The 26,240-nt window shown below is 68.2% G+C and carries 21 protein-coding genes; 14 read left to right on the top strand and 7 right to left on the bottom strand.

Annotated features, from left to right (window positions below):
* Positions 1-21: 21 nt before the first annotated feature.
* The 5 genes from OZ403_RS37945 to OZ403_RS37925 all read right to left on the bottom strand — a co-directional run bounded on the left by OZ403_RS37945 (position 22) and on the right by OZ403_RS37925 (position 10,234).
* Positions 22-3,039 (bottom strand): putative Ig domain-containing protein, encoded by a 3,018-nt coding sequence (locus tag OZ403_RS37945; RefSeq protein WP_268783047.1) that lies wholly within the window; start codon positions 3,037-3,039, stop codon positions 22-24.
* A gap of 163 nt (positions 3,040-3,202) precedes the next feature.
* Entirely contained in the window at positions 3,203-5,170 is a 1,968-nt protein-coding gene (locus tag OZ403_RS37940; protein WP_268783046.1) for an Ig-like domain-containing protein, read from the bottom strand.
* Between the two features lie 119 nt (positions 5,171-5,289).
* On the bottom strand, positions 5,290-6,708 hold the full coding sequence (locus OZ403_RS37935) for an IgA Peptidase M64 (RefSeq protein ID WP_268783045.1): 1,419 nt from the start codon (positions 6,706-6,708) through the stop codon (positions 5,290-5,292).
* Positions 6,709-6,864: 156 nt separating this feature from the next.
* Positions 6,865-8,382 carry a PEGA domain-containing protein gene (locus tag OZ403_RS37930; RefSeq protein WP_442929681.1) on the bottom strand — a complete coding sequence of 506 codons (1,518 nt, stop codon included), beginning with the start codon at positions 8,380-8,382 and terminating at the stop codon, positions 6,865-6,867.
* A 49-nt stretch (positions 8,383-8,431) separates the two neighbouring features.
* On the bottom strand, positions 8,432-10,234 hold the full coding sequence (locus tag OZ403_RS37925; RefSeq protein ID WP_268783043.1) for an Ig-like domain-containing protein: 1,803 nt from the start codon (positions 10,232-10,234) through the stop codon (positions 8,432-8,434).
* 366 nt (positions 10,235-10,600) lie between these two features.
* Here OZ403_RS37925 and OZ403_RS37920 point away from each other — a divergent pair, with 366 nt between their 5' ends.
* From OZ403_RS37920 to OZ403_RS37885, 9 genes are all read left to right on the top strand, one after another.
* Positions 10,601-11,605, top strand: a complete 1,005-nt coding sequence (locus OZ403_RS37920; protein ID WP_268783042.1) for an SDR family NAD(P)-dependent oxidoreductase — start codon at positions 10,601-10,603, stop codon at positions 11,603-11,605.
* 83 nt (positions 11,606-11,688) lie between these two features.
* Positions 11,689-12,696: a diacylglycerol/lipid kinase family protein gene (locus tag OZ403_RS37915; protein WP_140800418.1), complete on the top strand. Its 1,008-nt coding sequence runs from the start codon at positions 11,689-11,691 to the stop codon at positions 12,694-12,696.
* Between the two features lie 59 nt (positions 12,697-12,755).
* Positions 12,756-13,457, top strand: a complete 702-nt coding sequence (locus tag OZ403_RS37910; protein ID WP_328285492.1) for an NUDIX hydrolase — start codon at positions 12,756-12,758, stop codon at positions 13,455-13,457.
* Between the two features lie 207 nt (positions 13,458-13,664).
* The gene (locus OZ403_RS37905) at positions 13,665-14,468 is read left to right on the top strand and encodes a protein phosphatase 2C domain-containing protein (protein ID WP_140796042.1); all 804 of its coding nucleotides are present in this window, start codon (positions 13,665-13,667) and stop codon (positions 14,466-14,468) included.
* 4 nt (positions 14,469-14,472) lie between these two features.
* Positions 14,473-16,350, top strand: coding sequence for a hypothetical protein (locus OZ403_RS37900; RefSeq protein ID WP_268783041.1), 1,878 nt, complete (start codon positions 14,473-14,475; stop codon positions 16,348-16,350).
* 58 nt (positions 16,351-16,408) lie between these two features.
* Positions 16,409-17,473, top strand: coding sequence for a nicotinamidase (locus OZ403_RS37895; RefSeq protein ID WP_268783040.1), 1,065 nt, complete (start codon positions 16,409-16,411; stop codon positions 17,471-17,473).
* Between the two features lie 107 nt (positions 17,474-17,580).
* Positions 17,581-18,378, top strand: coding sequence for a hypothetical protein (locus tag OZ403_RS37890; RefSeq protein ID WP_268783039.1), 798 nt, complete (start codon positions 17,581-17,583; stop codon positions 18,376-18,378).
* A gap of 21 nt (positions 18,379-18,399) precedes the next feature.
* Positions 18,400-18,489 (top strand): hypothetical protein, encoded by a 90-nt coding sequence (locus tag OZ403_RS39870; RefSeq protein WP_140800415.1) that lies wholly within the window; start codon positions 18,400-18,402, stop codon positions 18,487-18,489.
* Positions 18,490-18,510: 21 nt separating this feature from the next.
* Positions 18,511-19,704, top strand: coding sequence for a glycosyltransferase (locus tag OZ403_RS37885; RefSeq protein WP_268783038.1), 1,194 nt, complete (start codon positions 18,511-18,513; stop codon positions 19,702-19,704).
* Here OZ403_RS37885 and OZ403_RS37880 read toward each other — a convergent pair.
* Positions 19,635-20,876 carry a glycosyltransferase family 4 protein gene (locus OZ403_RS37880; protein ID WP_268783037.1) on the bottom strand — a complete coding sequence of 414 codons (1,242 nt, stop codon included), beginning with the start codon at positions 20,874-20,876 and terminating at the stop codon, positions 19,635-19,637. The genes OZ403_RS37885 and OZ403_RS37880 overlap by 70 nt on opposite strands.
* 113 nt (positions 20,877-20,989) lie before the next feature.
* Here OZ403_RS37880 and OZ403_RS37875 point away from each other — a divergent pair, with 113 nt between their 5' ends.
* Genes OZ403_RS37875 through OZ403_RS37860 form a run of 4 tightly spaced genes read left to right on the top strand, consistent with a single transcriptional unit; the run spans position 20,990 to position 24,013 of the window.
* On the top strand, positions 20,990-21,904 hold the full coding sequence (locus OZ403_RS37875) for a hypothetical protein (RefSeq protein ID WP_237077832.1): 915 nt from the start codon (positions 20,990-20,992) through the stop codon (positions 21,902-21,904).
* A complete protein-coding gene (locus tag OZ403_RS37870) occupies positions 21,901-22,599 on the top strand; it encodes a hypothetical protein (protein WP_328285491.1) in 699 nt (232 codons plus the stop codon). Before OZ403_RS37875 ends, OZ403_RS37870 begins: the two co-directional genes overlap by 4 nt.
* A complete protein-coding gene (locus tag OZ403_RS37865) occupies positions 22,596-22,955 on the top strand; it encodes a hypothetical protein (protein WP_268783035.1) in 360 nt (119 codons plus the stop codon). The genes OZ403_RS37870 and OZ403_RS37865 overlap by 4 nt, the downstream gene beginning before the upstream one ends.
* A complete protein-coding gene (locus tag OZ403_RS37860) occupies positions 22,955-24,013 on the top strand; it encodes a hypothetical protein (protein ID WP_268783034.1) in 1,059 nt (352 codons plus the stop codon). The genes OZ403_RS37865 and OZ403_RS37860 overlap by 1 nt, the downstream gene beginning before the upstream one ends.
* Here OZ403_RS37860 and OZ403_RS37855 read toward each other — a convergent pair.
* Complete coding sequence (locus OZ403_RS37855; protein WP_163783216.1) at positions 24,003-24,386, bottom strand: serine/threonine protein kinase; 384 nt, start codon at positions 24,384-24,386, stop codon at positions 24,003-24,005. The genes OZ403_RS37860 and OZ403_RS37855 overlap by 11 nt on opposite strands.
* A gap of 274 nt (positions 24,387-24,660) precedes the next feature.
* On the opposite strand from OZ403_RS37855, the gene OZ403_RS37850 reads away from it, so the two are divergent.
* Entirely contained in the window at positions 24,661-26,121 is a 1,461-nt protein-coding gene (locus tag OZ403_RS37850; RefSeq protein ID WP_140796031.1) for a HAMP domain-containing sensor histidine kinase, read from the top strand.
* The last annotated feature ends 119 nt before the right edge of the window (positions 26,122-26,240 follow it).

Here is a 26,240-nt window from a genome sequence, read left to right as displayed (position 1 = left end):
GGCGCCTTTCGCGTGAGCGGGTCAGAACGCGCGGCCATCCACGCGGAGGCCCGGGGATGAGCTGAGACCCGGGGTTATCAGGTGGTGGTAGTCGAACGCCGCGTCGGGCGTGGCGTCGGGCGACCGGTTGAAGGAGATGTTGTCGAAGGTGCCTCCGTAGGACATCTCATTGACGTTGCTCCCATCGGGCGCGAGGAGCCTGACGATGTCGCCATCGTTGTTGAGGCCCAGGCCGCCCGAGGATGCGGCCACGGTAGCGGGCGTACCGGCCGGGAAGCCTCGAGCGCCACCAAAGACGACGAAGACCCGGCCGGGAGCGAGCGTGGTGCCAGGAGCGAAGACATGCCGCACGGATGCGGAGTCCGACAGGCTCCAGCCGGACAGGTCCGCGGTGGATGTCCCCGCGTTGTACACCTCGATGAATTCGTAATGGGTGTCCGACACGGTCTGCCCGGGCGGGATGGGCTCGTTGGGCAGGACTTCGTTGATGATGAGGTTGGGCACGGGCTCTGGGTCCGTGCCGCCACCGGAGTCTCCCAGGTCGTAGCGGCTGATGACGGGATAGTGGTCGCTGACGATGTTGCCGTAGTTGGGAAGCCACCCGTCCGGCCGCAGGATTTCGACGGAGCCGGGCAGGTAGTTCGTGGCCATCTCGTTGGAGGCGAGCGTGTGGTCGATGGCGTCGCGATAGTCGACGGTGGTGCGCTGGCCGAGCCGGGATAGGGGCTCGGTGATGAAGGTGTAGCGCTGCGTGTCGGCCACGAACGGCGCGAAGGGAGTGGGCAGATAGCCGCCGTCGCTGCCTCGGGTGATGGACTGGTCGACGTCATCATTCCAGTCGCCAATGACGAGCACGCGTTCGGTGGGCAGGGATGTGTCGAGATACGACTTGAGCGCCGCGCTAGAGCGTTGCCGTTGTCCGTAGGCGGTCTCGTTGTCGAACGCCTTCAGGTGAACGACGATGACGACCAGTTGGGTGCTCACGCCCTGGACGGTGGTGGTGAAGTTCACGCGCAGCGGCGGCCGGCCACCGAAGTCCGCGGCGTTCGCGGTGAGGATGAGCTGCGCCTCCTGAAGCGTGAGGGTGCTGTCGTAGAGGATGCCGGGCTTCTGCTCGCTATTGCTGTAGTAGGCCGTTCCGTTGGGGACGAAGGACGTGTCATTGGCGAGGAAGCCATTGAAGCCGGGGAGCTGCTCCTTGAGGGTGGCGAAGTCCGCGGCGTCCACCATCTCCACGAGGCCCCACACGTTGGCCCCCGAGTCGCGAATGATGTCGCGCGCGTGGGCAATCTGAAGGTCGTCCGGCGTTCCGCCCTCCGAGGTGGAGTCCGGAGGGCCTTGGGTGGTGGCACCGAACCACTCGAGGTTCCAATGGGCCACTGTGAGGGGTGCGCTGGCGGTGCGCACGTGGAGGACCATCGCGTGCCAACCCTGCTGGCCCGTTGCATCCGTCACTGTGACTGTGAACGCTGAGTACCCGAGCTCCGAGAGGGTGCCGCTGAGTGTTCCTGATGTTGAAAGCGTGAGCCCCGAAGGCGGCATCCCCGACACGATGTGCCAGGAAAGCGGCGCCTTGCCGCCGGATGCTTGCAGTTGGGTGGAGTAGGGAACGTCCTTGCGCGCATCGGGCAGCGACGTGGTGACGACGGTGGGGAGTTCGTAGACCGTGAGGGTGAAGTCCCGTGTGCCCGTCCGTCCGTTCGCGTCGGTGACGACGGCCTGTCCGCTGGTGGTTCCAGGAGCGGGCGGTGTGCCCGAAAGCTGTCCGGAGGAGGACAGCTGCAGCCAGGAGGGAAGGGGGCTGGCTGGAGCGAACGAATACGGCGCCTTTCCGCCGGTGACGGTGTACGTGGCGCTGAAGGACTGCGAGACATACCCGTCGAGCTGAAGCGCCGGTCCGTTCGCGGACGGAGGCCGGTACACGACAAGGTCGAGCGCCCGGGTGGCGACGCGTGCGTCGGCGTCGGTGACTTGGACGGAGAAGGAGAAGGTACCCGTCGTGGACGCGGTGCCTTCGAGCAGGCCGGCGCTGGTGAGCCGGATTCCGGCGGGAAGTGAACCCGCGCTGAGCGCCCAGGCATAAGGCGCGCGTCCACCCATCACCAACAGGCCTTGTCGATACGCGGCATCGGTATAGGCATCCGGTAGCGCGCTGGGGGTGATGGTGATGCCGCCCTGGACGGTGAGGTTGAACGTGGCGGACGCCGCACGGCGATTGGCGTCCTGGACCTCGACGGTGAAGGAGTCGGCTCCTGGAGCGTTGGGCGTCCCTCGGACAAGGCTGGCATCCAGTTGGAGGCCCGTGGGCAAGGCACCCGAGGTGATGCGGAACGTGAGCGGTGGTCGCCCGCCAACGGCGTGAAGCTCCGTGGAGTAGGCCGCTCCGAGCGAGGCGGAGGGGAGCGTGCCGCCCGCGAGATAGGGCGCGGTGAAGGCGGAGAGCGAGAGGGCACGCTGGCTCGAAAGCCCGGTGGCGTCCTGCACGTGGACGGTGACGGAGAAGGTGCCGGAGCTGGCGGGAACGCCGGAGATGCTCCCCTGTGCGTCGAGGCGCACGCCCGACGGGAGAGGGCCCTCCGCAAGCGTCCAGGTGTACGGCGCCGTGCCGCCCGAAGCGTCGAGTTGCGCGGCGTAGTTGTCGCCGACGTATGCATCGGGGAGCGTGGACGACGCGACCTGGAGGGCGGCGTTGAGCACCTCGAGCTCGAACGTGGCGCGAACAGTCCGGCCGCGGGAGTCACGGACCTCCGCGTCGAAGGATGAGGTGCCAGCGGATTGGGGCGTCCCGGTGATTTCGCCCAAGGTGGAGAGGCTGAGTCCGGTGGGCAATGCGCCCTGCGCGACGCGCCACGAATAGGCAGGTGTGCCACCCGAAGCGGTGAGCGAGCTGCGATAGGCCTGCGCGACGGATGCGGCGGGGAGCGCCTCCGTGGTGATGGCCAGTCCCGGTCCGGTGTCGTCAGTGCGGGGAGGCGCGGAGTCAGAACATGCGGTCAGCAGCAGCGCGAGGATGGGGAGCAGGGCGTGATGGGCGCGCACGAAGACTCCGGCCCGCGAAGGAGTCGGGCCCACGGATGAAGTGTCGGCACTGTAGAGGCAGCCGTGACGACGGCGCACAGGGTCCCACCGAACCCAGGGCAAAGAAAAGGGCCGCGGCTCACAAGGAGCCGCGGCCCGAAGGCTTCATGTGGAAACCGTCAGACTAGAAGTTGGGCAGGCCCCACGAAGGAGCGCCCACCGCCCAGTCTTCCTTCATGTTGGTGTCCGTCGCGCTGATGCGGCGGACGCTGTTGCTCGTGGGCCCCGCGTTGTTCGGAATGCCAGCCCAGGATGCGGACACGTCACCGGCGGAAGGCGTGGACGTGTTGGTGCAGGGAGCACCTTCGCAGTTCACCGGCAGCCACTTACCGGCCGCCTGGATAGCCTGCAGGTGGCCCGGGAACGCACCAGGCGGGGTGCCTGTCGACCGGAAGGGCACCGCGTCCTGAATGGTTCCGGCCGCGTCCTGCACGAGAATGATCCGGCTGGAGTAGGTGATCGAGTTGGCGCCATTGCCCTTGAAATCCCAGGCAGTATCGAAGTGCGTCGAATTGGCACTCTGCGGGTGCTCATTCTTGGCCTGCGTTTCGACAGGGAAGTCCGAGGCTACATTGAGATGCACCACGATGATGTCGCCGACCGCGACATCCACGTCGGGGAAGCTAGCGAGTGTACCGGGGGTGGCGGTGACGCTGTCCTGGACCAAGATGAGACCTGACGTGGTTCCCGCAGTGATGACCTGAAGTTCGACCAGGTCCTTGGGGTTTTGGCTCGTGCCCCCGTTCGGCTGCACCTCGGTCAGCTGGAGAACGGCCGGCGTGCGGTAGCCACGGAACGTCTGCGTGCTGGCCTCCGAAGCCACAGAGCCTCCCGCCACGTCCGTCACGGTGTTCGCGACCGTGACGGAGTAGGTGGTGCCCGGGGTCTGCTCGCTCGTGGTCAGGACGACCCGCTGACCCTCGACGCGGAATTCGGAGATCGTCAGCCCCTCGGTGAGCGTGAACTGCTCCGGCGCGTTGGTGATGCTCGCCGCTGAGATGCTGCGGCTGAAGCTGAGCACGAGCTCCGTCATCGACGTCGCCGAAGCCGACGTGAACGTCGGCGCGGCGCAGCCCGACAGGGTGAGCTCGGAGGCCGTGAACGCGGACGGCTGGGCGTTGGCATCGAACCGCCAGATGGGGCCCGCGTTCAGCGTGAACGTGCAGCCCTGGATGATGTCGAGCTCGGTGGCGAGCGTCGTGGGCACGCGGAGCCGGAAGTTGGCGGCGCCAGCGATGACACCCTCGGTGGTGATCTGGAATCCAGTGTAGCCGGCGCCAATGCCACTGCCGGCCGCGGCAATCGTGCCCGTCAGGTAGGTGAGCTCGGACTCCACGGAGTCCAGACCGGTGACCAGCGTGTCCGACGTGTCCGCGGAGCGGTTCACGGCGAGGCCGGCCGGGGTGGCCGTCGACTGGGTCTGAACCGGGTGGCCCTGGCTGATGACCGTGGTCCCGGTGACGGTGACCGCGGAGCGCAGACCGCCGGTGGTCGCCTTCGACGACACGGAGAAGCTGACCCGGTCACCCACGGCGACCGCGGCCAGCGCCGTCGCGTCGGACACGAACAGGGCGGGGCCCTGGGCCTCGGCCTGGACGAAGAAGCCGGGGAGCTCGCTGCTGCCCGTGACGGCAGGCTTGATGAACGTGACGAACGCACCCTCGATGGGCAGCGCGGGGTCGAGCGCGCCATCCGCTGCATCCCGGACCGCCTGGATCTGCGTGCTGGTCGTCGCCACCGGCGTGGCAAAGCCCGAGTCCTCGCACGTGTTCGACGTGGTGTTGCAGGTCTCGGTCAGAGCGCAGGTCGCGTTGCTGGTGCAGCCCTCCGTGCCGGCGTCCGGGTCGGTCCCCGCGTCACCTTCGCCGGCATCCGGCTCGGTGCCCGCGTCTTCCTCGGTGCCCGCATCCGGGCCCTGGGAGATGTCGCGCTGCTCGCACGTTCCAGAGTTACAGGTCCACTGCTTGCCGGCGGCCGGCGAGCCCTTGTCACTGCGGCAGTCAAACTGGTCAACGCATTCGTCGCCACATCCCGTGCCCATCGTGACCATCACGGCCGTGACGACCGCCGGGAGCCAAAATCGTCTCTGCATGAGTTCCCCTCCATGGGAAGCAGGTTGTGTCCCCCTTACACCTGAACCGGAGGGCAATCCAATGTCCGCTCCTGGTGACATGGGCATTTCACACAAGCCGCTTCCTGGTTTTCAGGGGTTCAGGGATTGGCCTGAGGAGACCTGGCCGAAGGCCCGGAATACAGGTCGATGACTTCGGAGATGGCGCTCTGACACACCGCGCAGAATGGAACGCGATCCCGAGTGAACATCACGCAGTCTGCCTGTGGCCGGTAGTAGCCCTTCGACTCGTACATGGCCCCCTCGAAGGCCCCGACCCGGCCTGAATACTTCTGAGAGGAAAGGAACTTTTCCTCCCAGTCCCGCTGGGTCAGGAAGAGCTTGTCCATGTCTGACTCGGGCTTTCGCTGCGCCCGAATCTGGCCGCGCTGCTTCTGCACGGCGGTGGCATGCTTTTCGTATCCCTCCTTGTTCCAGGGGGTAGGCAGGGGTGTTCCTGGTGACACCAGGTGCTTCCACTTCAGGTCTTCGGGGGAGTGGAGCGCGGTGACGTTCTTCTCCCAGGGCTCCAGGCGGTCCGCGGCGGGCGCATAGACGGATTCAGAGGTGTAGTACTCGTCGGCCAGCCCAGCGAAGTGGTGGCCGAACTCGTGCACGAAGACATAGGGCGCCCACAGGCTGTCCGAGGCGACGGTGCCGTAGAGCCCGAAGATGCCGCCGCCGCCGTAGGTGTTGCCGTTGACCAGGATCTCTACGAACTCGTAGGGCGCGAAGGCCGCTGCCTCGCGGAAGGCCTTGTTGTCGAAGGTGAGCACGTAGCGCTCACTGCCAAAGGCATCGTAGGTGGCGCCGATGGGAGAGCGCCGGTGGACTCCCGTCGAAGGGCGAGAGATGCCGGACTGGGCCGCGGCGGGGACAAGCCCCCACACGTTGAAGTCCGACTTGCGCTCCTTGAAGGGAGAGAAGGTGAAGAGGATGTCCACCATGTGCCGGGCATCCTTCTCGAACTTGGCGTGCTCGGCCTTCGTGTAGCCGTCCCCCAGGATGAGCAAGTCGACCTTCTGCGCTGACGGCCCGTTCTCCAGCAGTTTCAGCAGCGGCCCGGGCGCGGGAGGTGACGAGGAGTCGACGAACATGTCCTTCGGGTCGACAATCAGCGACCACACTTCGCGGAAGGCATTCTGGGCATCCCGCTTCTTGAGGAGCACCTGCACGGGGCGCTCAGGCGCGGGGAAGCGGAGCGACTCATGGAAGGTGCGGTTGTTGCTGCGCGCCTCGTTCGTGACCTCCCACTCGCCGTAGATGGACGCGAAGCCTCGCGAGAACAGGAGCCGGTTGTTCTCCCGGTCCCGCACCTCGAAGAGGTACTTGCCGAGGTTCGTCTCGTCGATGGCGCGTTCCGGGTGGCCGGGCCAGGGCAACGGCTCGACGACGACCTTGTCGAGGCTGAACCGTTCCTCGGTGGCGTTCCCGGTGTGGAAGTAGTCGACCCGGAGGGTTCGGGGAGAGGCCGCGGAGGCGCTCGTGGCCAGCAGCAGGACGAAGAGGGCTCGCATCATGGGCGGCACTCTATGCGCCGTGGTCGCCTGCGGGTGTGTGTTGACGCGCCTTTCCCATCCAGCACTCGACGTGTCTGCTTGCCTGCTCAGGAGGTGGGCTGACTCGGATGGTCCACCTCTCGCGGAATGCGTGTCCTTGGATTCGTGAATAGTGCGTCAGAACGAACCAGACAGTGAGGCCGCCGCGCCGTGGCTGTCCGCGGAGAGCCCGACCGAGACGGGCGGTGCCGAGCTCGAATCAGGAGACAGGAGGTAGAGCACCGCACCCGTGACAACCGCCGCGCCTCCACTGATGAGCAACCCATTGAGGACGTTGCTCTTCTGAACCAGCGAGTCGCGAAGCCCCATCGCCTCCTTGTCACTGGACAGAATCCGGCCGTTGTCGAGCCGCTTCTCCAGTGCGTTCACATCTTTCTGGGCAAGAAGGCGGACGATGCCCGCGCCACCGAATGCGGCCACTCCCGTTCCCAGCGCGACATACGAGGCCGTGCGAAGTCCGGAGGTGGAACGTGTCCTGGACGCGTCGCTCTCTGACATGAGGTTGGGGGCAGTCAGGTCCATGCCGCCTGCTGACGCGCTCCCGTTCCGGCTCACGCCTCCGGGCGTGTCCCATGGGGCCTTTCCATTGGCGTTCATCACCACGAGGTTGGAGGGCGAGCGGCCGGTGGTGACGAAGTCGACCAGCGCCGCGAGTGCCTCGTCCGGAGCGTCCGTGCCCTGGGTCTTGAAGCCGCCTTCGCGAAGCTTCTGTCCTCCTTCGACATTGAGGACGGTGGCCGCGAACCACTTGGGCCCGCTGCTCGGGCGCTCGAGGCGGACGACGATGACTTCCTCCACGCCGAGCGTGCCGCCCAGCCGGACCGCATGGCTCAGCGTGCGCTCGTCGTTGCCGTCGGAGGTGGCGAGGCAGGGGAAGGGGCTCGCGGAGACAGCGCCCTCATAGGCCACGTCGACGAGTAACGGCGTCTCCGTGCCCTGCACCTGGATGTGCCGTGGGAAGCTCGTGGTTGCTCCTTTGACGAGCGTGAGGTGATAGGTGCCCGGGACGGCATCGAGTGACAGCGGCGTCTGTCCCAGCTTGAGCCCATCCAGGTACACGTCCGCGGCGGGCAGCGTGGACTTCACGGACAGCTTCACCTTGCGCGTCTGTGCGAGTTCTTTCCGGAGCTTGTCGAAGTTCTGCCGAACGGAAGGGGCAAAGTAGTCCGGGTTGAGCTGGTACTCGGGCTGGAGCCTCAGCACGTTGCGGAACGCGGTGTCGCTCTCCTTTGGCTTGCCCATGGCGCGGTAGTTGAGGCCGTGGAGGAGTTGGGCTTCGACGTAGAGCTTCCAGCGGGCGTCTCCCACGGGGAGCCGAGTGATCTGCTGCAGGGCTTCGTCGACGGCCTGGAGCGTCCTGGCGTTGCGGCCTTCGTAGAACTGGTCTTGGGCCGCTTCGAGCTGTCGCTGAAGGTCCTCATAGCTCTTGGTGGGCTGCGGGAAGAGCCGGTCGCTGAACTGGTTGGCGGTGAGGGTGTCCTGCTCGGGGCGCGAGGCGAGGGCACCCAGGAATGCCTTGGCCTGCCCGCTCAGCTCCGCGTCCTTGCAGTCGCCGCTGGCCACCACCGTGCGGCGGGGTGCTGAGTACGCCAGTGTTGATATAAGGCATGTGGCGATTACTGGTGCGATCCTCATCGTTGACTCTCTTTGATACAGATGGCTGATAGGGCTAGGGCGAGCGCGGCTACCTGTTGCGGCGATATATGACGACCTCTCGGCGCGGGTCGCCTCTTTGCTCAAGCCATGCAATGGCAATGTTCCCGTGGGAGTCCGCGGCCATGCTTGCGTATTGGATGTCAGTCCGCGTTCCATTGAAGGCGTCACGCGTGTTCCAGAGCTCCTCCCAGGTGTCGCCCTTGTGGCGATTGATGCTCAGAGTGAATTTCCCATCTTCGTTCTCCAGCGAGGCAGTGATTAGTTCCCCCTGAGAAGTGATGTGCGCGCCATAGATTCCTCTGTGGTTCAACTCAGACCGCTTGGGTGGGGAGCCAAGAGAGACCCATTCGTTGTTGTTCCATTGGCTGGAGAAGAAGTCGTTCGTTGTTGATGTGTTGCTGCGGCCAGACCAGAGGATTGTGGGGCGGTTGTCTGGAGTGAAAGTGATGAGGCTGTCCCCCCTGCCACTGTGAGGAATATTGCTTGGGTTGACGGTGCTGCCTAGTAGCTCCCAGGTGCTTCCGGTCCATCTTTGTGAGAAGAGTTGTGAACCGGGGGCCGCATGGCTGAAGGCGACAATGGGGTTGTCTAGGCGATCAATTGCAAGTGTTGGTTTTCCTGGTGCGGAGCTCACTGGGCCGGAAACCGGAGGGCCGATGCGCTGCCAATCGTTTTCGGCTAATTGGTATACATGGATGGTTCCGCCTTCGGGATCTTCTGGGTCCATTTTGATGGCTACAAGAGGGTGGTCTCGACTGGTGAGCTGTAGGGAGATTTCCCATGCGTGCGGCCGCTCTGGAAGAATTCCTTGCTCTCCCCCGAGGCGCTCCCAGGTGTGTCCAGTCCAGCGAGCGACGTGGACATAGTTGTTGAATTCGGCGCCTAGGTCTTCTTGCCACGCAACTACGGGCGTTCCGTCTGAGGCTATCTGGATGTTTGGGGAATGAAGTGAATAGTCGCTTGTACTTGTTTTGAGATCAGCCCCAAGTTGCTCCCAGGCATTGCCCGCCCAGCGGCTCACGAATAGGTGGTCCTGGCCATCGAATACGGGGGTCAAGACTATGGGGTGCCCGTTCGGGTCTAGCTGGATGTAGGCCGTCGTCCATGAATAGGGCCCGGGTGGTGTCCTGGAATGCACCGGATACGGCACGAACTCAGGAACAGCCCAGTTCCACGCCTCCCCCAGATTCACAGCGGCATTCCCAGCCATGTCCGTCACTGTCCCAGAGAAGGCCAGCGCCACGGCGCTCGGCGCGGTCATCTCTGTCACGGGCACCACCGTCACCGTCTTCCCGTCCTCCGACAGGGACACAGTGTGCGCCATGGCCACGTCGCCCACTGTCAGGTGCACGGACTCCGTCGTCACAGTGCTTCGCTTCACGGGCTCGGAGAATTCGGCGCGGATGGGGCTCTGCACCCAGACCTCCTGGGCGCCCTGCTCTGGAACACGGGACACCACCCGTGGCGGCGTTCGGTCCACCACCACCTCGCGGCTCGCGCTCACATACGCGAGGTCTCCCAGGGCCGCGCGTGCCTCCAGCCGGTACGTCCCTTCGGCTTCTCCCGCCGTGTCCCAGGTGTACGTGTATGGCGGCGCCAGCTCCGCCATCACTTCGCCGTCCTTGAGCAGTTCCACTCGGTCCGGCGTATGGCCGGTCACGTCGAGTCGGACCTCGACCACACCATTCGTGTAGGCCGTTCCCGCCGGCGCGGTGATTCGCACCTCTGCCTGTGCGGGCTCGACGGCTGGCACGTTGATGCACGCGGACGCACACAGGAGGACGACGGCCGCCGTCCAGGGCGGCGGAAGGAAGCGTTCGGAGATGTTCATGGCTCGCGGGCCGAGTGCAGGTTGCGTTCCGTTTCCTGCCCGACAGTCGCTCGCACATACCAAGCCCGCTCCGCTTCCTCCAACCCGCCCGTGCTCCGCGAAAAGCCGAGCCATCTCCACCCCTTACCCGCGTGGAGCCCCGCCTCCACGTCCCGTGCGGACGCACCGCTTCGCGCCCAGGCCCCCGTCCCGGCAGTGGACCCCCATCCCCGGCGGCGGTCTGCGACGTGGACTCTCGCGCCGCTCTGCCGCCTGCCCTCCAGCCAGGTGTTCGATGACCCGGTGCGTCGCTGTGTGCAATCGCCATCTTCGCGAGGGGAACTCAGGCCATGTGCTGGGGCTCGGCCCGGTAAGGAGAACGCGGACATGAAGCGAGCCTGGAAGAACCAAGTCGTCGTCGTCACCGGCGCGTCCAGTGGCATCGGTCGCGCCACCGCGCTGGCCCTGGCGAACAAGGGGGCCCACGTCGTCCTGGCCGCCCGGCGCGAGGAACCGCTGGAGGACCTGGCTCGCGAGTGTCAGGTGCTCGGTGTCCATGCCCACGTCGTGCCCACGGACGTGTCCGACGCGGCCGCCGTGCAGCACCTGGCGGACGAGGCGCGCAGGGTCTTCGGCCACTTCGATGCGTGGATCAACAACGCGGGCGTCTACCTCATGGGCCGTCTCGAAGAGACGCCGGATGACGCCTTCCGACAGGTGATGGAGACGAACTTCTTCGGCACCGTCAGCGGCGCCCGCGCCGCCGTGGCCCAGTTCCGTCGGCAGGGCTACGGCACACTGGTCAACGTCTCCTCGACCTTCGGGACGGTCGCCGCGCCGTATGTCAGCGCCTACGTGGCCTCGAAGCACGCCGTGCGCGGCTTCTCGGCGTCTGTCCGCCAGGAGTTTCTCGGCACCGGCATCGATGTGTGTACCGTGCTCCCCGCGGCCATCGACACGCCGCTGTGGCAACACACTGCCAACTACACCGGCTGGCGCATCCGTCCCGTGGAGCCCGTCTACACGCCGGAGCGCGTCGCGCGGGCCATCCTTCGTGTCCTCCGCAGCCCCAAGCACGAGGTCTTCGTCGGCCCCGCCGCTCGGAGCTTCGCCGCCATGCACGGCCTGCTGCCCCGCACCTTCGAGCGCACCATGAACGGCGTCACCGAGGCCCATCACTTCGAGAAGGAGCGCCAGGGCCACACCTCTGGGACGCTCTTCCGTCCGATGGTGGAGGGAACGGGGACCTCGGGGGGCCACCACGCGGCGGGCAAGCAATGGCTGCGCCGACTGCTGGTCGCCGGGGGCGTGGCCGCGGCGGCGTTCTCTCTCGGAAAGAAGCGGGAGGCACGGGGGCTGAAGGCCCGTTTCGCCCATGCACTGGGAGTATGAGGGTCATTATTGCGTCACGACGCGTCACCGGTTGCTGCGCCGTGACCGGGCCATGACAAAGCGTGGAGAGAGTCCCGCTCGCCATGAATGACATCGCCGTCCTCGTCAACCTGCGTGCACGCCGGGGCTCCGAAGGTATGGGGGGGCTGGTCCAGCGCTTCCTGCCCCGGGCTCGCGTGGCGCTCACCCGTTCGCTCGAGGAGGCCCGTGCCTGGATTTCGGACACACTCCGGCCCAATCCGCCCTCCCTCCTCCTGGCGGGCGGTGGTGACGGGACGATTACCGGGCTGCTCAACGAGCTGCGCACCGCGGGGGTGGCCCTGCCGGCCATTGGCGTCCTCCCCATGGGTACCGGCAACGCCTGGGCCCGCGTCACCGGCGCGCCCCGGCCCGCGGAGGCCTTGAAGCAGATTGCCGCCGTGGGCGAGCGCCTGCCGCCCCTGCGCCCCTTCGCCCTGGTCCGCGTGGAGGGCAAGGTGGCCCCCTTCGCCGGCACCGGCTGGGACGCGGAGATGATTCAGGACTTCAAGAACCAGCTCGCCGCCTCCGGTCCGCTGCGCAGCACCCAGGCCGGCCTGCGCGGCTACCTGGGCGCCATGTTCACCCGGACGGTGCCTCGCCACGTCTTCGGCGAGGGCAACCCCATGGTGTCCGTCTACAACCTGGGCGACCCCGCCCTCACGGTGGACGCGCGGGGTTCCGTGCAGCCCGTGCCGCATGGGGACAAGGGCGCGCTCCTGTACCGGGGGCCCGCGGGCGTCGCCGGCGCGGCCACCACGCCCGAGTGGGGCTTCGGCTTCAAGGCCTTCCCCTTCGCGGAGGCGGTGCCCCACCGGCTGTCTGTGCGCGTCTATGGTGCCGGCGTGATCGAGGCCACCCGGAACATGTTCCGCCTCTGGCGCGGCGAGCACCCGATGCCCCACATGCATGACTGGTTCGTCCAGCGCCTGCGCATGGACTTCGACCGGGAAGTGCCCTTCCAGATGGGCGGCGACGTCATCGGCATGCGGCGCTCGCTGGAGTTCGACCTGGCCGAGGAGAGCGTTCAGCTCGTCGACTGGCGCCAGCTGTCGCGCATGGTCCGGACCTAGGCCGCGTGGGCCCGGCGGCCACTCCGTCCGCGACTTGACCCGGGTGTGTTCCGGACACTATGCCGGGACCCGTGAGCTACACCTATGAGTACCCGAGGCCGGCGCTGACGGTGGACTGTGTCGTCTTCGGTCTGGATGACGAGGACCTGAAGGTGCTGCTCATCCGCCGCGGGGTGGAACCCTTCGCGGGGCGGTGGGCGTTGCCGGGCGGCTTCGTGCGGATGGAGGAGTCGCTCGACGACGCCGCGCGCCGGGAGCTGGATGAGGAGGCGGGCATCCGGCCGAACCACCTGGAGCAGCTCTACACGTTCGGCACGCCGGGGAGAGATCCACGCGGGCGCGTCGTCACGGTGGCGTACTTCGCGCTGGTGAAGCTCAGTGACCACGTGCCGCATGCGGCGACGGACGCGCGGGACGCGGCGTGGTTCTCCGTCTGGGATACGCCGAAGCTGGCCTTCGACCACGCGGACGTGCTCGGCACGGCGCTGCATCGGCTCAAGGGCAAGGTCCGCTATCAGCCCATCGGCTTCGAGCTGCTGCCTCCCAAGTTCACGCTGACGCAGCTCCAGCGGCTGTACGAGGTCATCCTGGAGCGGGAGCTCGACAAGCGGAACTTCCGCAAGAAGATCCTCGCCATGGATCTGCTCGAGGAACTGGACGAGGTGGAGCAGGACGTCTCCCACCGGGCCGCGCGCCTCTACCGGTTCGACCACAAGAAGTACAAGCAGCTGGAGAAGGCGGGCTTCAACTTCGAGCTCTGACCCATTGCGGGCTCCAGGGACGCCCCGGGACCTCGTGACATTGACATCGTGTCATTTAGACACTATGTTCGTGTCACCGAGACACGAACATGGGCTCAACCCAGGTTCGTGAGGGGCCGCTGCCCGTGGGGTGTCCACGGGTCGAAGTGTGCCGCCGTATCGCCGCCTGTCTCGCCGCACGTGCCCTTTCAAGGCCACGGGAGAGCCATGTCCGCACTGCCCTTCGACATCGCCGCTGCCTCGGTGCTGGGCCGGGAGCACGCCCGAGCGGGTCGCAACAACCAGGATGCGCTGTGCATCCGCGCCAGTGAGCATGGCCTGGTGGCCGTGGTGACGGACGGCTGTGGCAGCCAGCCCTGCAGTGAGCTGGGCGCACAGCTGGGCGCGCGCAGATTGGCGCGGGCCGCGCTGGTGCGGCTCGCGGACGGTGAGCGCGTGGATGAGCCCACCTTCCTGCCAGGACTTCGTGAGGACGTGTTGTGTCTGCTCAGTGAGCTCCGGGCGGACCTGGGGCGGGAGGTGATGGGGGACTTCCTCTTCACCGTGGTGGGCGCGGTGGTGACGCCCTCGCTGACGCTCGTCTTCTCCGCGGGAGACGGCGTGTGGGCGCTCAATGGCGAGGTGCATCCACTCGGGCCATTTCCGGGGAACGCGCCGCCGTATCTCGCCTATGCGTTGATGCACGGAGAGGACGTCGCGCTGACCCCGCGGGCCCTGGTGCCCACGGAGGACGTCCACGCGCTGCTGCTGGGCACCGACGGTGTGGCGGACCTGGAGCGGCTGGCCACCACGCGCATGCCGGCGGGGGACGAACTCGTCGGGCCGCTGTCACGGCTCTGGACGGAGGACCGGTACTTCGCCAACCCGGATGCCCTGCGCCGCCGGTTGGCCTTGCTCAACCGAGAAGCCGTGCGCGCGGACTTCGCCTCCCAGCAACTGTCGCGAACTCCGGGCCTGCTGCCGGATGACACCACGCTGGTGGTGCTGCGCCGCCGCATGGGGAGGGCGTGAGGCCATGGACGTCTGGCTCGAAGGCAAGAAGGTGCGGTTGAACCCCGCCCGAGCGCTGGGCAAGGGCGGCGAGGCGGACGTATTCGACCTGGGAGATGGCCGCGCCCTCAAGGTGTTCAAGCCACCCGAGCACCCCGACTACACGGGCCTGCCCGCGGAGCAGGCCGCGGCGCGCGTCCGGTTGGACGAGCACCAGCGCAAGCTGCGCGTCTTCCCGGCAGGACTTCCCGGCCGCGTGGTGGTGCCCCAGTCCTTGGCGATGGACAAGAAGGCGCGCGAGGTCCTGGGCTACGCCATGCGCAAGCTGGACGGCGTGGAGCCCTTGCGGCGCTTCGGAGAGCCGTCGTTCCGCAGGGCAGGCGCGGCGTCCGGGCGGGTGGTGGACGTGCTGCGCGAGCTGCATCGGACGCTCGACGCGGTGCACGCGTCGGGCGTGGTGGTGGGGGACTTCAACGACCTCAACGTGCTCGTGGCGGGGGTGTCGGAGGCGTACCTCATCGACGCGGACAGCTTCCAGTTCGGAGGGTTCCTCTGTCCGGTGTTCACGGAGCGTTTCCTCGACCCGCTGCGGCTCGGGAGCACGGGAACGCAAGGGCTGGTTCCCAGCCGGCCAGCGTCCATTGAGAGTGATTGGTATGCCTATGCCGTCGCGGTGATGCAGTCGCTGCTGTGCGTGGGGCCGCACGGAGGCGTCTACAAGCCCAAGAGCGCGGCCGCGCGGACGACCTCCGCAGGCCGGGTGCTCCAGCGCATCACCGTGTTCCATCCAGAAGTGCAGTATCCGAAGCCCGCGCTGCCATTGGCGACCTTGCCGGACGACGTGCTGCACCACCTGCACCGCGTCTTCGTGGAGGACCTTCGCGGGGCCTTTCCGCATCCGCTGCTGGAAGGACTGCGCTTCACCTCCTGCGCGTCGTGCGGCGTGGAGCATGCGCGAGCGGCCTGCCCGACGTGCCAGCCTCACGCCACCGCGGCCGCCACGCCGGTGTCGTCGGTCCGAGGCCAGGTGACGGCGACGCGGTTGTTCTCCACGCGAGGCGTGCTGGTGCACGCGAGCAACGAGGCGGGTGTCCTTCGCTGGCTATACCACGCGGATGGCGCGTACCGGCGCGAGGACGGACGCGTCGTGTTGCGCGGGGCGCTGGACCCGTCGCTGCGCTGGGCATTGCAAGGGGACGTGACGCTGGTGGGCCGGGGCGGTGAGGTGGCGGTGCTGGCGCCCGGCCGGCCTCCGGACCGCATGGGCGTGGATGCGCCGGAGGGCCAGTCCGCTTTCGCCACCAACGCGCGGCACCGGTACTGGGCTGTGGGCGGCGGGCTGTGGCGGGACGGTACGTATGGGCCGGAGCACGTGGGCGCGGTGCTCGAAGGACAGACGTGGCTCTTCGTGGGGCCACACTTCGGGTTGGGCTTCCATCGCGCGGGTGGCCTGCGCGGCGCCTTCGTCTTCGATGCGGAACGCCTGGGCTTGAAGGATGGACTGTCGCTCCCCTGGCCCATGGGAAAGCTCGTGGACGTGGACTGTGTCTTCGATGGGTCCTCCGCGTGGCTGTTCCTGGTGGAGGAAGCCGGTGGGCGCACGCTGCATCACTGCGTGGTGGTGGGCGCTGACGGGGCCGTGCGTGCGAGCGCGGTGGCGGAGGCCGGTGACGGCTCGTGGCTGGGCAACGCGCCGCGTGGACGGTGCGCGGCGGGCGACGCGCTGTTCTGCGCCACCGATGCGGGGCTCACCCGTGTGGAGCTTCGGCAGGGCCGCCTGGAGGCGGCGCGCGAGTTCCCGGATGCCGAGCCCTTCGTGGACGCGGGTTGCTCGCTCTTCCTCGTGCGGCAGGGGCTGGCGGTGGTGGGGCGGCAGGACATCACCGTGCTGCGAACGAACTGAAGGGACTTCTCACAACCGCGTGGAGCGGGTGCCTCCACGCCTCACAGGAGGTAGGACGATGAAGACGCAAGTGAAGGCGCTTCCGCTTCCGAGGTTCTACGACGCGGCCCATGCCGGGCAGTTCGGATACAGCCCTGACGCGGGGAAGCTCCAGGTGGAGGCCCAGCGCTGGCGCGCGGCGAATGACGTCTCCATGTCGGCGACGGATGCGTTCAACCTGCACCTGTTGCTCATCGACGTGCAGAAGGACTTCTGCTTCCCGGAGGGCTCGCTCTTCGTGGCGGGCCGCAGCGGGCGCGGCGCGGTGGATGACAGCCGTCGCATCGCGGAGTTCATCTACCGCAACCTGGGCTCGCTGACGAACATGACGGCGACGCTCGATACCCACTTCGCGTACCAGATTTTCTTCCCGTCCTTCTGGGTGGACCAGGACGACCAGCCGCTGACTCCGTACCGCGAGGTGACACGCGAGCAGATTGAGCGTGGGCAGGCGCGCCCCAACCCCGCGATGGCGAAGTGGCTGTGCGGTGGCAACTACCCCTGGCTGCTCAAGCAGGTGAAGTACTACTGCGAGGAGTTGGAGCGGGCGGGCAAGTACACGCTGTACCTGTGGCCGCCGCACTGCCTGCTGGGAAGCGACGGACACGCGCTGGCGGGTGTGGTGCAGGAGGCGCGGCTGTTCCACTCCTTCGCGCGTGGCATGCAGTCGTGGGCGGAGGTGAAGGGCGGCAATCCGCTGACGGAGAATTACTCGGTGCTGCGCCCGGAGGTGCTGGGGCGGCATGACGGTCAGCCCTTGGCGCAGCGCAATACCCAGTTCCTCAAGACGCTGCTCACCGCGGACGCGGTGGTGATCGCAGGGCAGGCGGCGAGCCACTGCGTGAAGAGCTCCATCGACGACCTGCTCGGGGAGATTGTCGCGCAGGACGCGGCGCTGGCTCGCAAGGTGTACCTGCTGACGGACTGCATGTCGTCGGTGACGGTGCCGGACGGCAAGGGCGGCTTCGCGGCGGACTTCACCCCGCAGGCGGAGGCGTCGCTGAAGCGCTTCGCGGACGCGGGGATGCACCTGGTGAAGTCCACGGACCCGCTGGCGAGCTGGCCGGACCTGCGCATCGCCTGAGCCTCGCGGCGCGAGGCGTGACGACACACCGCAATCGCTTCGCCTGCGCTCGCACGCGCGGGACAGGCGGAGCCCTGCCCTCGAGAGAGGGAGAAGGAGCACGGGACATGAGCAGCAAGGCGAATGGCAGTGGCATCCGGAAGCTCTTCGATGACGCACACGCGGAGGGTGTTCTGAGCCCGGCGGGGCTGCAGGCACTGACGGTGGTGGACCTGGGCGCGCAGATTCAGGCGGGGCTCGGCGTCTGCGTGGAGGACGTGCAGTCCAGCGAGGTGGTGCTGGTGACGGTGATGCCGGATGACTCGGGGAGCATCGACTACTCCGGGCATTCGAAGACGGTGTGTGACGGGCACAACCTGGTGCTGGACGCGCTGCTGGCGAGCAAGCAGAAGGATGGCGTCCTCTTCCACACGCGCTACCTCAACGGGTTCGTGCTGAACCCGTACCGGCCGGTGGAGGACGTGGTGCGGATGCATGCCAGGAACTACCAGGCGGACCATGGCACGCCGCTGTACGACCAGTCGGTGGTGCTGCTGGGAACGGTGCTGGCGAAGGCGCAGGAGTTCAGCGCCAACGGCGTGCCGGTGCGGACAGTGACGCTGTTGATTACGGATGGCTCGGACCAGCACTCGACGTCGGCGAAGGCAAAGGACGTGGCGGCGCTGGTGAATGACCTGAAGCGCGCGGAGAATCACATCGTCGCGGCGATGGGCATCAACGACGGGAGCACGGACTTCCGGCGCGTGTTCCGCGAGATGGGCATCGACGATAAGTGGATTCTCACGCCGGGACAGAGCGCACAGGAGATTCGCGCGGCGTTCCAGGTGTTCAGCCAGTCCGCCGCGCGCGTGAGTCAGGGGGCCGCGAGCTTCAGCCGTACGGCGCTAGGGGGCTTCGGGCAGTGAGGGGGCACCCCCAGGGGGGCGGTGGCCGTGCTCCTGGGCGCCTCACGCAAGACAGCCGCGCGCCTGTTGGGCCGGCTCCAGGCCCAGGTTGCGGGTGGCGATGGCGCGTGATGGAGGTAGCGTTGCTCGGCCATGTCCGACAGCCCGCGCGTCCTCCTCATCGCTGAACGCTTTCCTCCCGACATCGGCGGCCTGGCCCGCAGTGGCGCGCGCACCGCGGGCTCGCTGGTGAAGCTGGGCGCCCGGGTGGACGTGCTGGCCTGGACGCGCACGGCGGCGCCAGGCGCGCTCCAGACGGTGGAGGACGCCGGGGACGTCTCACCCTTCGCGCAGGGTGTGACGCTCCACCGGCTGGGGCTGTTCGGCAGCACGGACCTGTCCATGCAGCACACGCTCGACGTGCTCGGCTACCTGCACGCGAAGCAACGCTATGACCTGGTGTGGGGTCACTACCTGTCTCCGCCCGGGTTCCTCGCCGTGGCCTTCGCCGAGTCCGTGGGCATTGCCTCCACCGTCAGCGCCCGGGGCAACGACGTGGACCAGTTCATGTTCCCTCCGGGCGACTTCGCGCGCCTGCTGTGGACGCTGCAACGTGCCCGCGTCCTCACCGCGGCCTCCGCGGACCTGGGCCGGAAGATGTGCATGCTCCTGGGACGGGACGAAACCGTGGAGGTCATCCCCAACGCCGTCGACACCGGCATCTTCTCCCCCGGTCCCGCGGACCCGGCGCTCCGGGAGCGGTTGGGCATCGCGCCCGACGAAGCCGTGCTCGGCTTCTCCGGTGAGCTCCGGCACAAGAAGGGGCTGCCCTTCCTGCTCTCCGCCCTCACCGAGGTGCGCCGCGTCCGGCCCGCGTGCCTGCTCGTCATCGGCGAGGTGCGACCGCGCGACGCCGAGCACCTGGTCGCCTTCCGCGCCGAGCATCCCGAGGACGCCGCCCGCATCCTCATCTCCGGGCCGCTGGACACACCGCAGGCCATCGCCGCGCACCTGCGCCTGTGTGACGTCTATCTCCAGCCGTCGCTGTGGGAAGGCATGCCCAACGCCTTGCTGGAGGCCATGGCCTGTGCCCGGCCCGTCATCGCCAGCGACGCTGGCGGCATCCCCGAGGCCGTGGACGCCGGACGCAACGGCTTCATCGTCTCCAAGGCCCTGCTCAATCACCTGGGGCAGGCGTGCCTGGATGTCCTCTCCCTGCCGCTCGAACAGCGCGCCGCGATGGGCGCCGCCGCCCGTCAGCGCATCGAGGAGCGCTTTCAGGCCCACGCGGAGGCGGAGGTGCTCCGTCGCGTGCTGGCCCGTGCCATTCCGAGCCGCTCTTCGTAGGCGCTCACCAGGGCTTCGCCCGCGCGGCTCCATGGGAAGTCGCGCTCCACTCGCGCCCGTGCCTTCGCGCTCATCGCGGGGCCCAGGGTGGGGTCCTCCCGCAGGGCCTTCACTGCTTCAGCAATCGCCTTCGCCGAGCCCGGCCGTATCAGCATCACCTCGTCCGGCGCGGCCAGGGTGCTCACCACGGGGAGGTTGCTGGCCACCACGGGCGTCCCGGTGGCCATGGCCTCCAGCAGCTTCAGTGGGCAGCAGCCCTGCACGCAGTTGCGGTCGTTGAAGGGCAGGGGCACCAGCACCACGTCGCAGGCATGGTGCAGCGCCGCCAGCTCCGCCTGGGGCAGGGGCTCCAGCAACTCCACGGCGCCCTCCAGCAGCAGGTCACCGCACCGGTCCATCAGCGCCCGTCGCGTGTGCCGGCGCAGCGGGCCCACCAGCGTCAGCACCGTGGGCATGTCCCGCCGCAGCAACCGGCAGGCCTCGATGGCATGGTGCACACCCTGCCAGGACGTCATCGTCCCGCTGTACAGCAGTCGCACGGGGCGCCCGGGCTCCAGCGGGCGCGGCGGCGCGTACCGGAACACCTCCAGGTCGGCGCCGTTCGGAATCACCCGCACCCGGGAGGCATCCACGCCTCGTGTCGTCACGAGGTACTCCGCCGTCACCTCGCTCGGTGTCACCACCAGGTCCGCGCGCGAGAGACAGACGTCCTCCTGCGCCACCAGCTTGCGCAAGAGCTCCGCGTCATCCGCCACGTCCGGGTAGTGATACTTCAGCTCGATGGAGGGCAGGCCGTTCACCTCGAAGACGAGCGCGTCCGTCAGCGCTTCCTTCCGGCAGGCGACGGGGTAGCCCTCGAAGATGGAGCGCACGTGCACGACGGAGGCTCGCGGCCTTTCGCGCCACCATGCCGCCAGGTGCGAGCGGAACGACAGGGCCTGGGCCATCAGGTCCTTCCCGCGTGATTCCAGCGGGTGGTACGTCACGCCCTCCGCCAGCGCGAGCGGCCCGGTGGGCGCGGTGGGGTTGTCCCGAAGCGCGACCAGGTCGACTCGGCCAAAGGCCGCGCCCAGTGACTCCACGAAGGCCCGGATGTGCACCGCGGCGCCCTTGGGAGAAGGGAAGCGGTCGAACGACGCGTAGACGATGCCGGTGCCGGGAGGGGGAGACACACTCGCGTTGCTATCGCGGCTCGGCCGGGCCGGCAAACAGGAGGGTTTGACCCCTACGGCACGGCCCCTTACGCTTCCCCTTCTTTCGTTCCGCCGAGGGGGCGCGACTCGCCGTGGCATTCAACATCGACCGCTTCCGCAAGGAACGCGTCTACAGGTGCAGCGGACCCATCCGGGAGCTGCGGGACGACCTCGAGCGGCTGCGCCTCCTGGACATGGATGTGGAGCAGTCGCGGCGGAACTGGCGGCAGTCGGCCTGGGTGTGTCTGGCCGCCACCGTCGTCGTCTTCATCTACCGGATGACGCTGCATGAGGGGCTTGAGGACGCACTCGCGCTGCGGCTCACCCTGTGGTTGGGCCTCGTGCTGCTCGCGGGGACCGTGGGGTGCTTCGTCGTGTACCTTCGCTTCCGGCGCCTGGACCTGGAGAACCGGCGGTACACGCTGGCCGCTCAGGTCATCCATCGGCTGCGTCGTGACATCGGCCCTGACGCGCCGGTGAGGCTGGAGCTCGACTTCACGCCCGTGGACAGCCCGGAGAAGCTGCTCGGCAAGCACACCACGCCCAGCGGCTGGAACGCGGAGAACTTCGGTGACCCGTGGTTCACCCTCCGGACGCGGCTGCTGGACGGCACGCACCTGCGCATCGCCATGGTGCAGCGGCTCATGAAGCGGTCGCGCACCCGGCGCAGCATCAGCGGCAAGTACAAGACGAAGCACCGGCAGGACAGCTGGGCGTTGCTCCAGGTCCAATTGCGCGTGAAGGCGGAGCGTCATCAGGGACTGGCGCTGCTCGAGCCGGAGGCCCGTCAGGCGATGCGCCTGCCGGAGGACGTCGCCGTGGACAAGCTTCAGTTGGGTGAGGACCGGATGTTCCTGCGCACCCTCGTGGAGAAGGACTGGGATGCCGGGCCCAACGTCCAGGGGAACGCGGTGGATGCGCCGAAGACGGTGGTGATGATGCTGCTGAGCCTCTACCAGGTCCTCAACTCCTCCAGACAACTGCGTCAGCAGGCGAAGGCTTCGTGATGATGGGCATGGGCCGGTTCCTTCTCTGTTGTTCCCTGGTCGCGCTCACGGGCGCCGCCGGGTGCTCCAAGTCCGGTGACGCCGAGGCGCCGCAAGCCGTTCGCGCTCAGGAGGCCGCCGGCGCCCCCGTCGCCGCCGCGGACGTGAAGGGCCTCGAGGGCAAGCTCAAGTTCAAGGACGACGCCGACCGCGAGCGCTTCTCCCTCAAGCCGAAGGATGACGGCGCCAAGCTGGTGGATGGCGAGGAGCGCGAGCTGGCGCGTTACAAGTGGAAGGGCGCGTCGCTGAAGGTCTCCGGCCCGGATGACGTGGCGCTGGGATATGTCGTCGGCTCCGCGGGCGGGGCGCTCACCGTGCGGGACGGTGAGCAGCGGCAGGTGCTGTTCACGCTCGCGCGGCAGGGGCCGGGCTGGCGCCTCAACGACATGAAGGGCACGCTCCTGTACTCCGTGTGGCCGGAGGACGACGGTGCTCGCATCCAGGACGGCGCTGGCGCGAACGTGGCCCGCGTGAAGGTGCGCGAGGGCAAGGTGTCCCTGCGTGATGCGCAGGGGCGCACGTTGCTCGCCACCAAGTCGTTGCTGGCGGCGGAGGCCGCCGCGTGTCTCGCTTTCGAGGCGCTGGAGCTGCCGCTGCGCATGGCGCTGCTCTTCCACCTCCAGGCGCCGCCGTCCCAGGAGCTGGCCCAGCCATGAGTGGATTGGTCTGCCAGGAGAACGTGGGCTTCCTCTTCTCCCATGGCTGCGGGAGCCCCGCTGCCATGACGTGCATGCGGTGCGCGATGCCGCTGTGTGAGCAGCACGTGACGTCCATGGGCGCGGAGATGCTCTGCGCGACGTGCGCGCGGCAACACGAGGACTACACGGGGGACCGGAACGGCGTGGACGAGGACCACCCGAGCTACTACTACGACAACTACGGGTACTACGGCGCCGCCGCCTCGTCGGGGAGCGGCAGGGCCCACGACACCAACGATTTCACCGAGGCTGACGGCGAGAGCCTCCGCCACGAGGACGACGCCTCCTTCGAGGAGGACATGGGCGGGAGCTGATGGCTGGCCGTTGGCTCGTCTATGCGCTGGGAGGCGGCATGGGGCACCTGACCCGTGCCTCCGCGCTGGCGCGTGCGGCCTCTCGCCGCGGGCACTCCGTCGTCCTGCTCACCAACAGCCCGTTCGCGAGCGGGCTCCCGCTGGAGGACGTGCTGGGCACCGGTGTCGAGGTGTTCCGGCTCAACCCCGCACTGGGGCGCGAGGCCGTGGGCGAAGTGGTGGAGCAGTGCCTGGCGGACGTGCGCCCTGACCTGTTCGTCGTGGACACCTTTCCCCGGGGGCTCGGTGGCGAGCTGGCGCCGCTGCTGCCCTCCGTGCGCGCGCGCAAGGTGCTGATTCACCGCGACGTGAATCCCACGTACGTGAAGCAGTACGGCCTGGCGCGGGCGGTGGACGCGTTCGATCTGCTGCTCGTCCCGGGCGAGGCCGCTCCCTTCGCGAATCATCCTCGCGCCGTGAGGACCGCGCCCTGGCTGCTCCTGCGAGCCAGCGAGCTGCTGCCCCGTGACAAGGCCCGCGCGCGGCTGGGCGTGCCCACGGAGGACACGCGCGCCCTGGTGGCGGTGATGGGCTGTGGCACCCCCGAGGAAGTGGGGGAGGCGGGGCATATCTCCGCCCGGCTGGACGCGATGCTGGGGCCAGAGGCCGTGGTCCGGTGGCTGGTGCCGCCCGGAGATGTGATGGATGCGCCCGCGCCGCGCGCGAAGCAGGGCAGACTGGCCGGGGCTTCCCTGGAGGAGGGCCTGGTCCTGCGCATGCCCACGTGGCCCGCGCTGGCGGTGCTCCCCGGCGTGGACGTGCTCGTCGGCGCGGGCGGGTACAACACCGTGCAGGAGGCCCGCGTCACCGGAACACCCTTCGTGGCGCTCGCGCGGCCCCGGCTCTACGACAGGCAGGCCCTGCGGCTGCGCCCCGAGGAGCGGGCGGGCTCCGTGGAGGCGCTGGTGACGCGTGCCGCCGGGCTCGCTCGTGCCCGACCGGCTCGGAGCACGAGGCCCTACGTCAATGGGACGGACGACGCGGTGACGCTCATCGAGCGCACCGTCCTCAATGCTTGAGGTCCTTGTGGCCCGGCGCCGGGTCGATGCCGTGCGCCATGATGAAGTGGTAGAGCGCCTGCGGGTCTTCCTTCGGCCCGCCCATGAGCTCCACCAGGAAGTGGCCCTGGGCGCCCGTGTCCGGGTCGGGGGCGACGTTCACCTCCGTCACCTCTCGGCCGGGGATGACCAGCTCGCCCACCAGCACCTTTCCCTTGAGGACCTGGACGATGTGCTGGCGCTCCTCTTCCAGGAGGGCCCAGTGGAAGTCGTCGTGGTCATACAGCATGGCGTCCACGGAGCCGCACCGCAGGATGCAGTGCGTGTGCTCCTGGAGCCAGCGCCAGAAGCCATCGAATTTCAAGGTGCGTACCGGCTGGGAGATGATGTCCATGGAGACCTCTCGCTCGTCGGCCAGGGCGCTTGCCGGCCACGTATCGCCCCTCCCTAGCACGGCTGGCGCCATCCGGTGATGTCCGCTTTCAGGGAACGGGTTAGGCGTGCCCGCTTGCCGTCCGGTCCGCGAATCCCGTGGGCATTGGCTGTGTTGCTCCTCTCAGGAATGGGGGTGGCCCTCGTGTCTGGGAACCCCGTGAGGAGCGTGCGTGAAGGTCTCTTCGGGTCTACCCCGTGTTCCAGATGGCCCTCGTTCCGCCCGGGGCGGGTCCATGAGCCTGCGCTCCTGGCTCGCCGCCACCATGGGGGTGCTGACGTTGGTGACGTTGGCGGCCGCCACCCTGCTCATCGTCCTGACGAGCGTGCTCGACCGTTCGGCCGCGACCTTGGGTGTCGCCGTCGGGGGCATCCGGGTGTCCGAGGAGCTGGAGGTGGGCCTGCTGGCGCACGACCGGATGGTCCGGGAAGGCCCCGTCAGGGTGCCCCGTGGCCCGGGCGGGCTGTCTCGGTTCGAGCTGGAGGCCTCGCTGTACCGGCAGATTGGGGAGCTGCGGCGCATCGCCTCGACGGATGCGGAGCGCGAGCGGCTCGACGAGGTCCGCGAGGACGTGGACGTCTACTTCTCCGCCCAGCGGGACCTGGTGCGCGCGGAGCGGGAGGCGGGCCCGGCGCTGGACGCCGCGTTGAATGGCCTGGAGCAGGTCATCTCCATCAACGTGGAGCGCGCGCACGAGGCCCGCTCGGAAGCGGAGCGGTGGAACAACATGGCGGACTCCGTGGGCGTGGTGCTCTGCGGCTTGCTGCTGTTGGGGGTGCTCGTCGTGAGCGTGCTGCTGCGGCGCGTGGCGCTCCAGCCGCTGCGGGACATCAGCCAGTCCATGCGCCGCTTCGGCGCGGGCAGCAAGTGCACCCGGGCCCCGGAGGCCGGGCCCACCGAGCTACGGGACATGGCCCGCACGTTCAACGAGATGGCCAACAGCCTGGCCCACCAGCAGGAGCAGCAGCTCGCGTTCCTCGCGGGCGTGGCGCACGAGCTGCGCAATCCGCTGTCCGCCCTCAAGTTGTCCACAGGCCTGTCGGACCGCAGCCGCGCCCAGCTCACGCCCGAGCGCATGGACCGCACCCTGTCCCTGGTAGGGCGGCAGGTGGAGCGGCTGGACCGGATGGTGGGCGACCTGCTCGACGCCACCCGCATCGAAGCCGGCAGGTTGGAGCTGCGCCCGGAGGTGCGGGACGCGCGTGAGCTGGCCCGCGAGGTGGTGGAGCTCTACCGCTCCGGCGACACCGGCCATGGCCTCCGTCTCAGCCTGCCGGACGTGTCCGTGCCGGTTCGCGCGGACCCGGCCCGGCTGGAGCAGGTGCTCCACAACCTCGTCAGCAACGCGCTGAAGTACTCGCCAGCGGGCAGCACCGTGGAGGTGTCCGTGCGCCGCGAACAGGACACGGCTGTCCTGTGCGTGACGGACCAGGGCATCGGTATCTCCGAAGACGAGATGCGCCTGCTCTTCGCGCCCTTCCAGCGCGCCGGCAACGCCCGTCAGCGCGCCCCGGGAGTGGGCCTGGGCCTGTCGGTGGCCCGGCGCATCGTCGAGGGGCATGGGGGCAGCATCGACGTGACGAGCCAGCCCGGCCATGGCTCCGTCTTCTGCGTGCGGCTGGCCATTGCCACCGAGGCCGCGCGGCATACCGAAGAGGACGCGGGGCTGACGTCCCCTCAAGACCCCCTGCACTGAGGGGGCTGCCCCCAGGTTGGCGCGAAGCGTCGCATGGCACGCGTCCGCGCGTAGACGGCGGATGCGTTCACGCAAGGCCCGACGTACCTTCGGGGTCCAACCTTCAGGAGTCGCCTGCC

Origin of the sequence: Myxococcus sp. NMCA1 (genome assembly GCF_026810205.1) — a bacterium.
Taxonomy (GTDB): domain Bacteria; phylum Myxococcota; class Myxococcia; order Myxococcales; family Myxococcaceae; genus Myxococcus; species Myxococcus xanthus_A.
The sequence above is the reverse complement of the archived record's forward strand: the minus strand, read 5'-3'. Positions and strand labels throughout refer to the sequence as shown.

Bases quoted from the DNA above. Each gene is read 5' to 3' on its own strand.
- OZ403_RS37940 (WP_268783046.1), bottom strand. From the start codon at position 5,170: ATGCAGAGACGATTTTGGCTCCCGGCGGTCGTCACGGCCGTGATGGTC.
- OZ403_RS37935 (WP_268783045.1), bottom strand. From the start codon at position 6,708: ATGATGCGAGCCCTCTTCGTCCTGCTGCTGGCCACGAGCGCCTCCGCG.
- OZ403_RS37930 (WP_442929681.1), bottom strand. From the start codon at position 8,382: ATGAGGATCGCACCAGTAATCGCCACATGCCTTATATCAACACTGGCG.
- OZ403_RS37925 (WP_268783043.1), bottom strand. From the start codon at position 10,234: ATGAACATCTCCGAACGCTTCCTTCCGCCGCCCTGGACGGCGGCCGTC.
- OZ403_RS37920 (WP_268783042.1), top strand. From the start codon at position 10,601: ATGAAGCGAGCCTGGAAGAACCAAGTCGTCGTCGTCACCGGCGCGTCC.
- OZ403_RS37915 (WP_140800418.1), top strand. From the start codon at position 11,689: ATGAATGACATCGCCGTCCTCGTCAACCTGCGTGCACGCCGGGGCTCC.
- OZ403_RS37910 (WP_328285492.1), top strand. From the start codon at position 12,756: ATGCCGGGACCCGTGAGCTACACCTATGAGTACCCGAGGCCGGCGCTG.
- OZ403_RS37905 (WP_140796042.1), top strand. From the start codon at position 13,665: ATGTCCGCACTGCCCTTCGACATCGCCGCTGCCTCGGTGCTGGGCCGG.
- OZ403_RS37900 (WP_268783041.1), top strand. From the start codon at position 14,473: ATGGACGTCTGGCTCGAAGGCAAGAAGGTGCGGTTGAACCCCGCCCGA.
- OZ403_RS37895 (WP_268783040.1), top strand. From the start codon at position 16,409: ATGAAGACGCAAGTGAAGGCGCTTCCGCTTCCGAGGTTCTACGACGCG.
- OZ403_RS37890 (WP_268783039.1), top strand. From the start codon at position 17,581: ATGAGCAGCAAGGCGAATGGCAGTGGCATCCGGAAGCTCTTCGATGAC.
- OZ403_RS37885 (WP_268783038.1), top strand. From the start codon at position 18,511: ATGTCCGACAGCCCGCGCGTCCTCCTCATCGCTGAACGCTTTCCTCCC.
- OZ403_RS37865 (WP_268783035.1), top strand. From the start codon at position 22,596: ATGAGTGGATTGGTCTGCCAGGAGAACGTGGGCTTCCTCTTCTCCCAT.
- OZ403_RS37860 (WP_268783034.1), top strand. From the start codon at position 22,955: ATGGCTGGCCGTTGGCTCGTCTATGCGCTGGGAGGCGGCATGGGGCAC.
- OZ403_RS37855 (WP_163783216.1), bottom strand. From the start codon at position 24,386: ATGGACATCATCTCCCAGCCGGTACGCACCTTGAAATTCGATGGCTTC.
- OZ403_RS37850 (WP_140796031.1), top strand. From the start codon at position 24,661: ATGAGCCTGCGCTCCTGGCTCGCCGCCACCATGGGGGTGCTGACGTTG.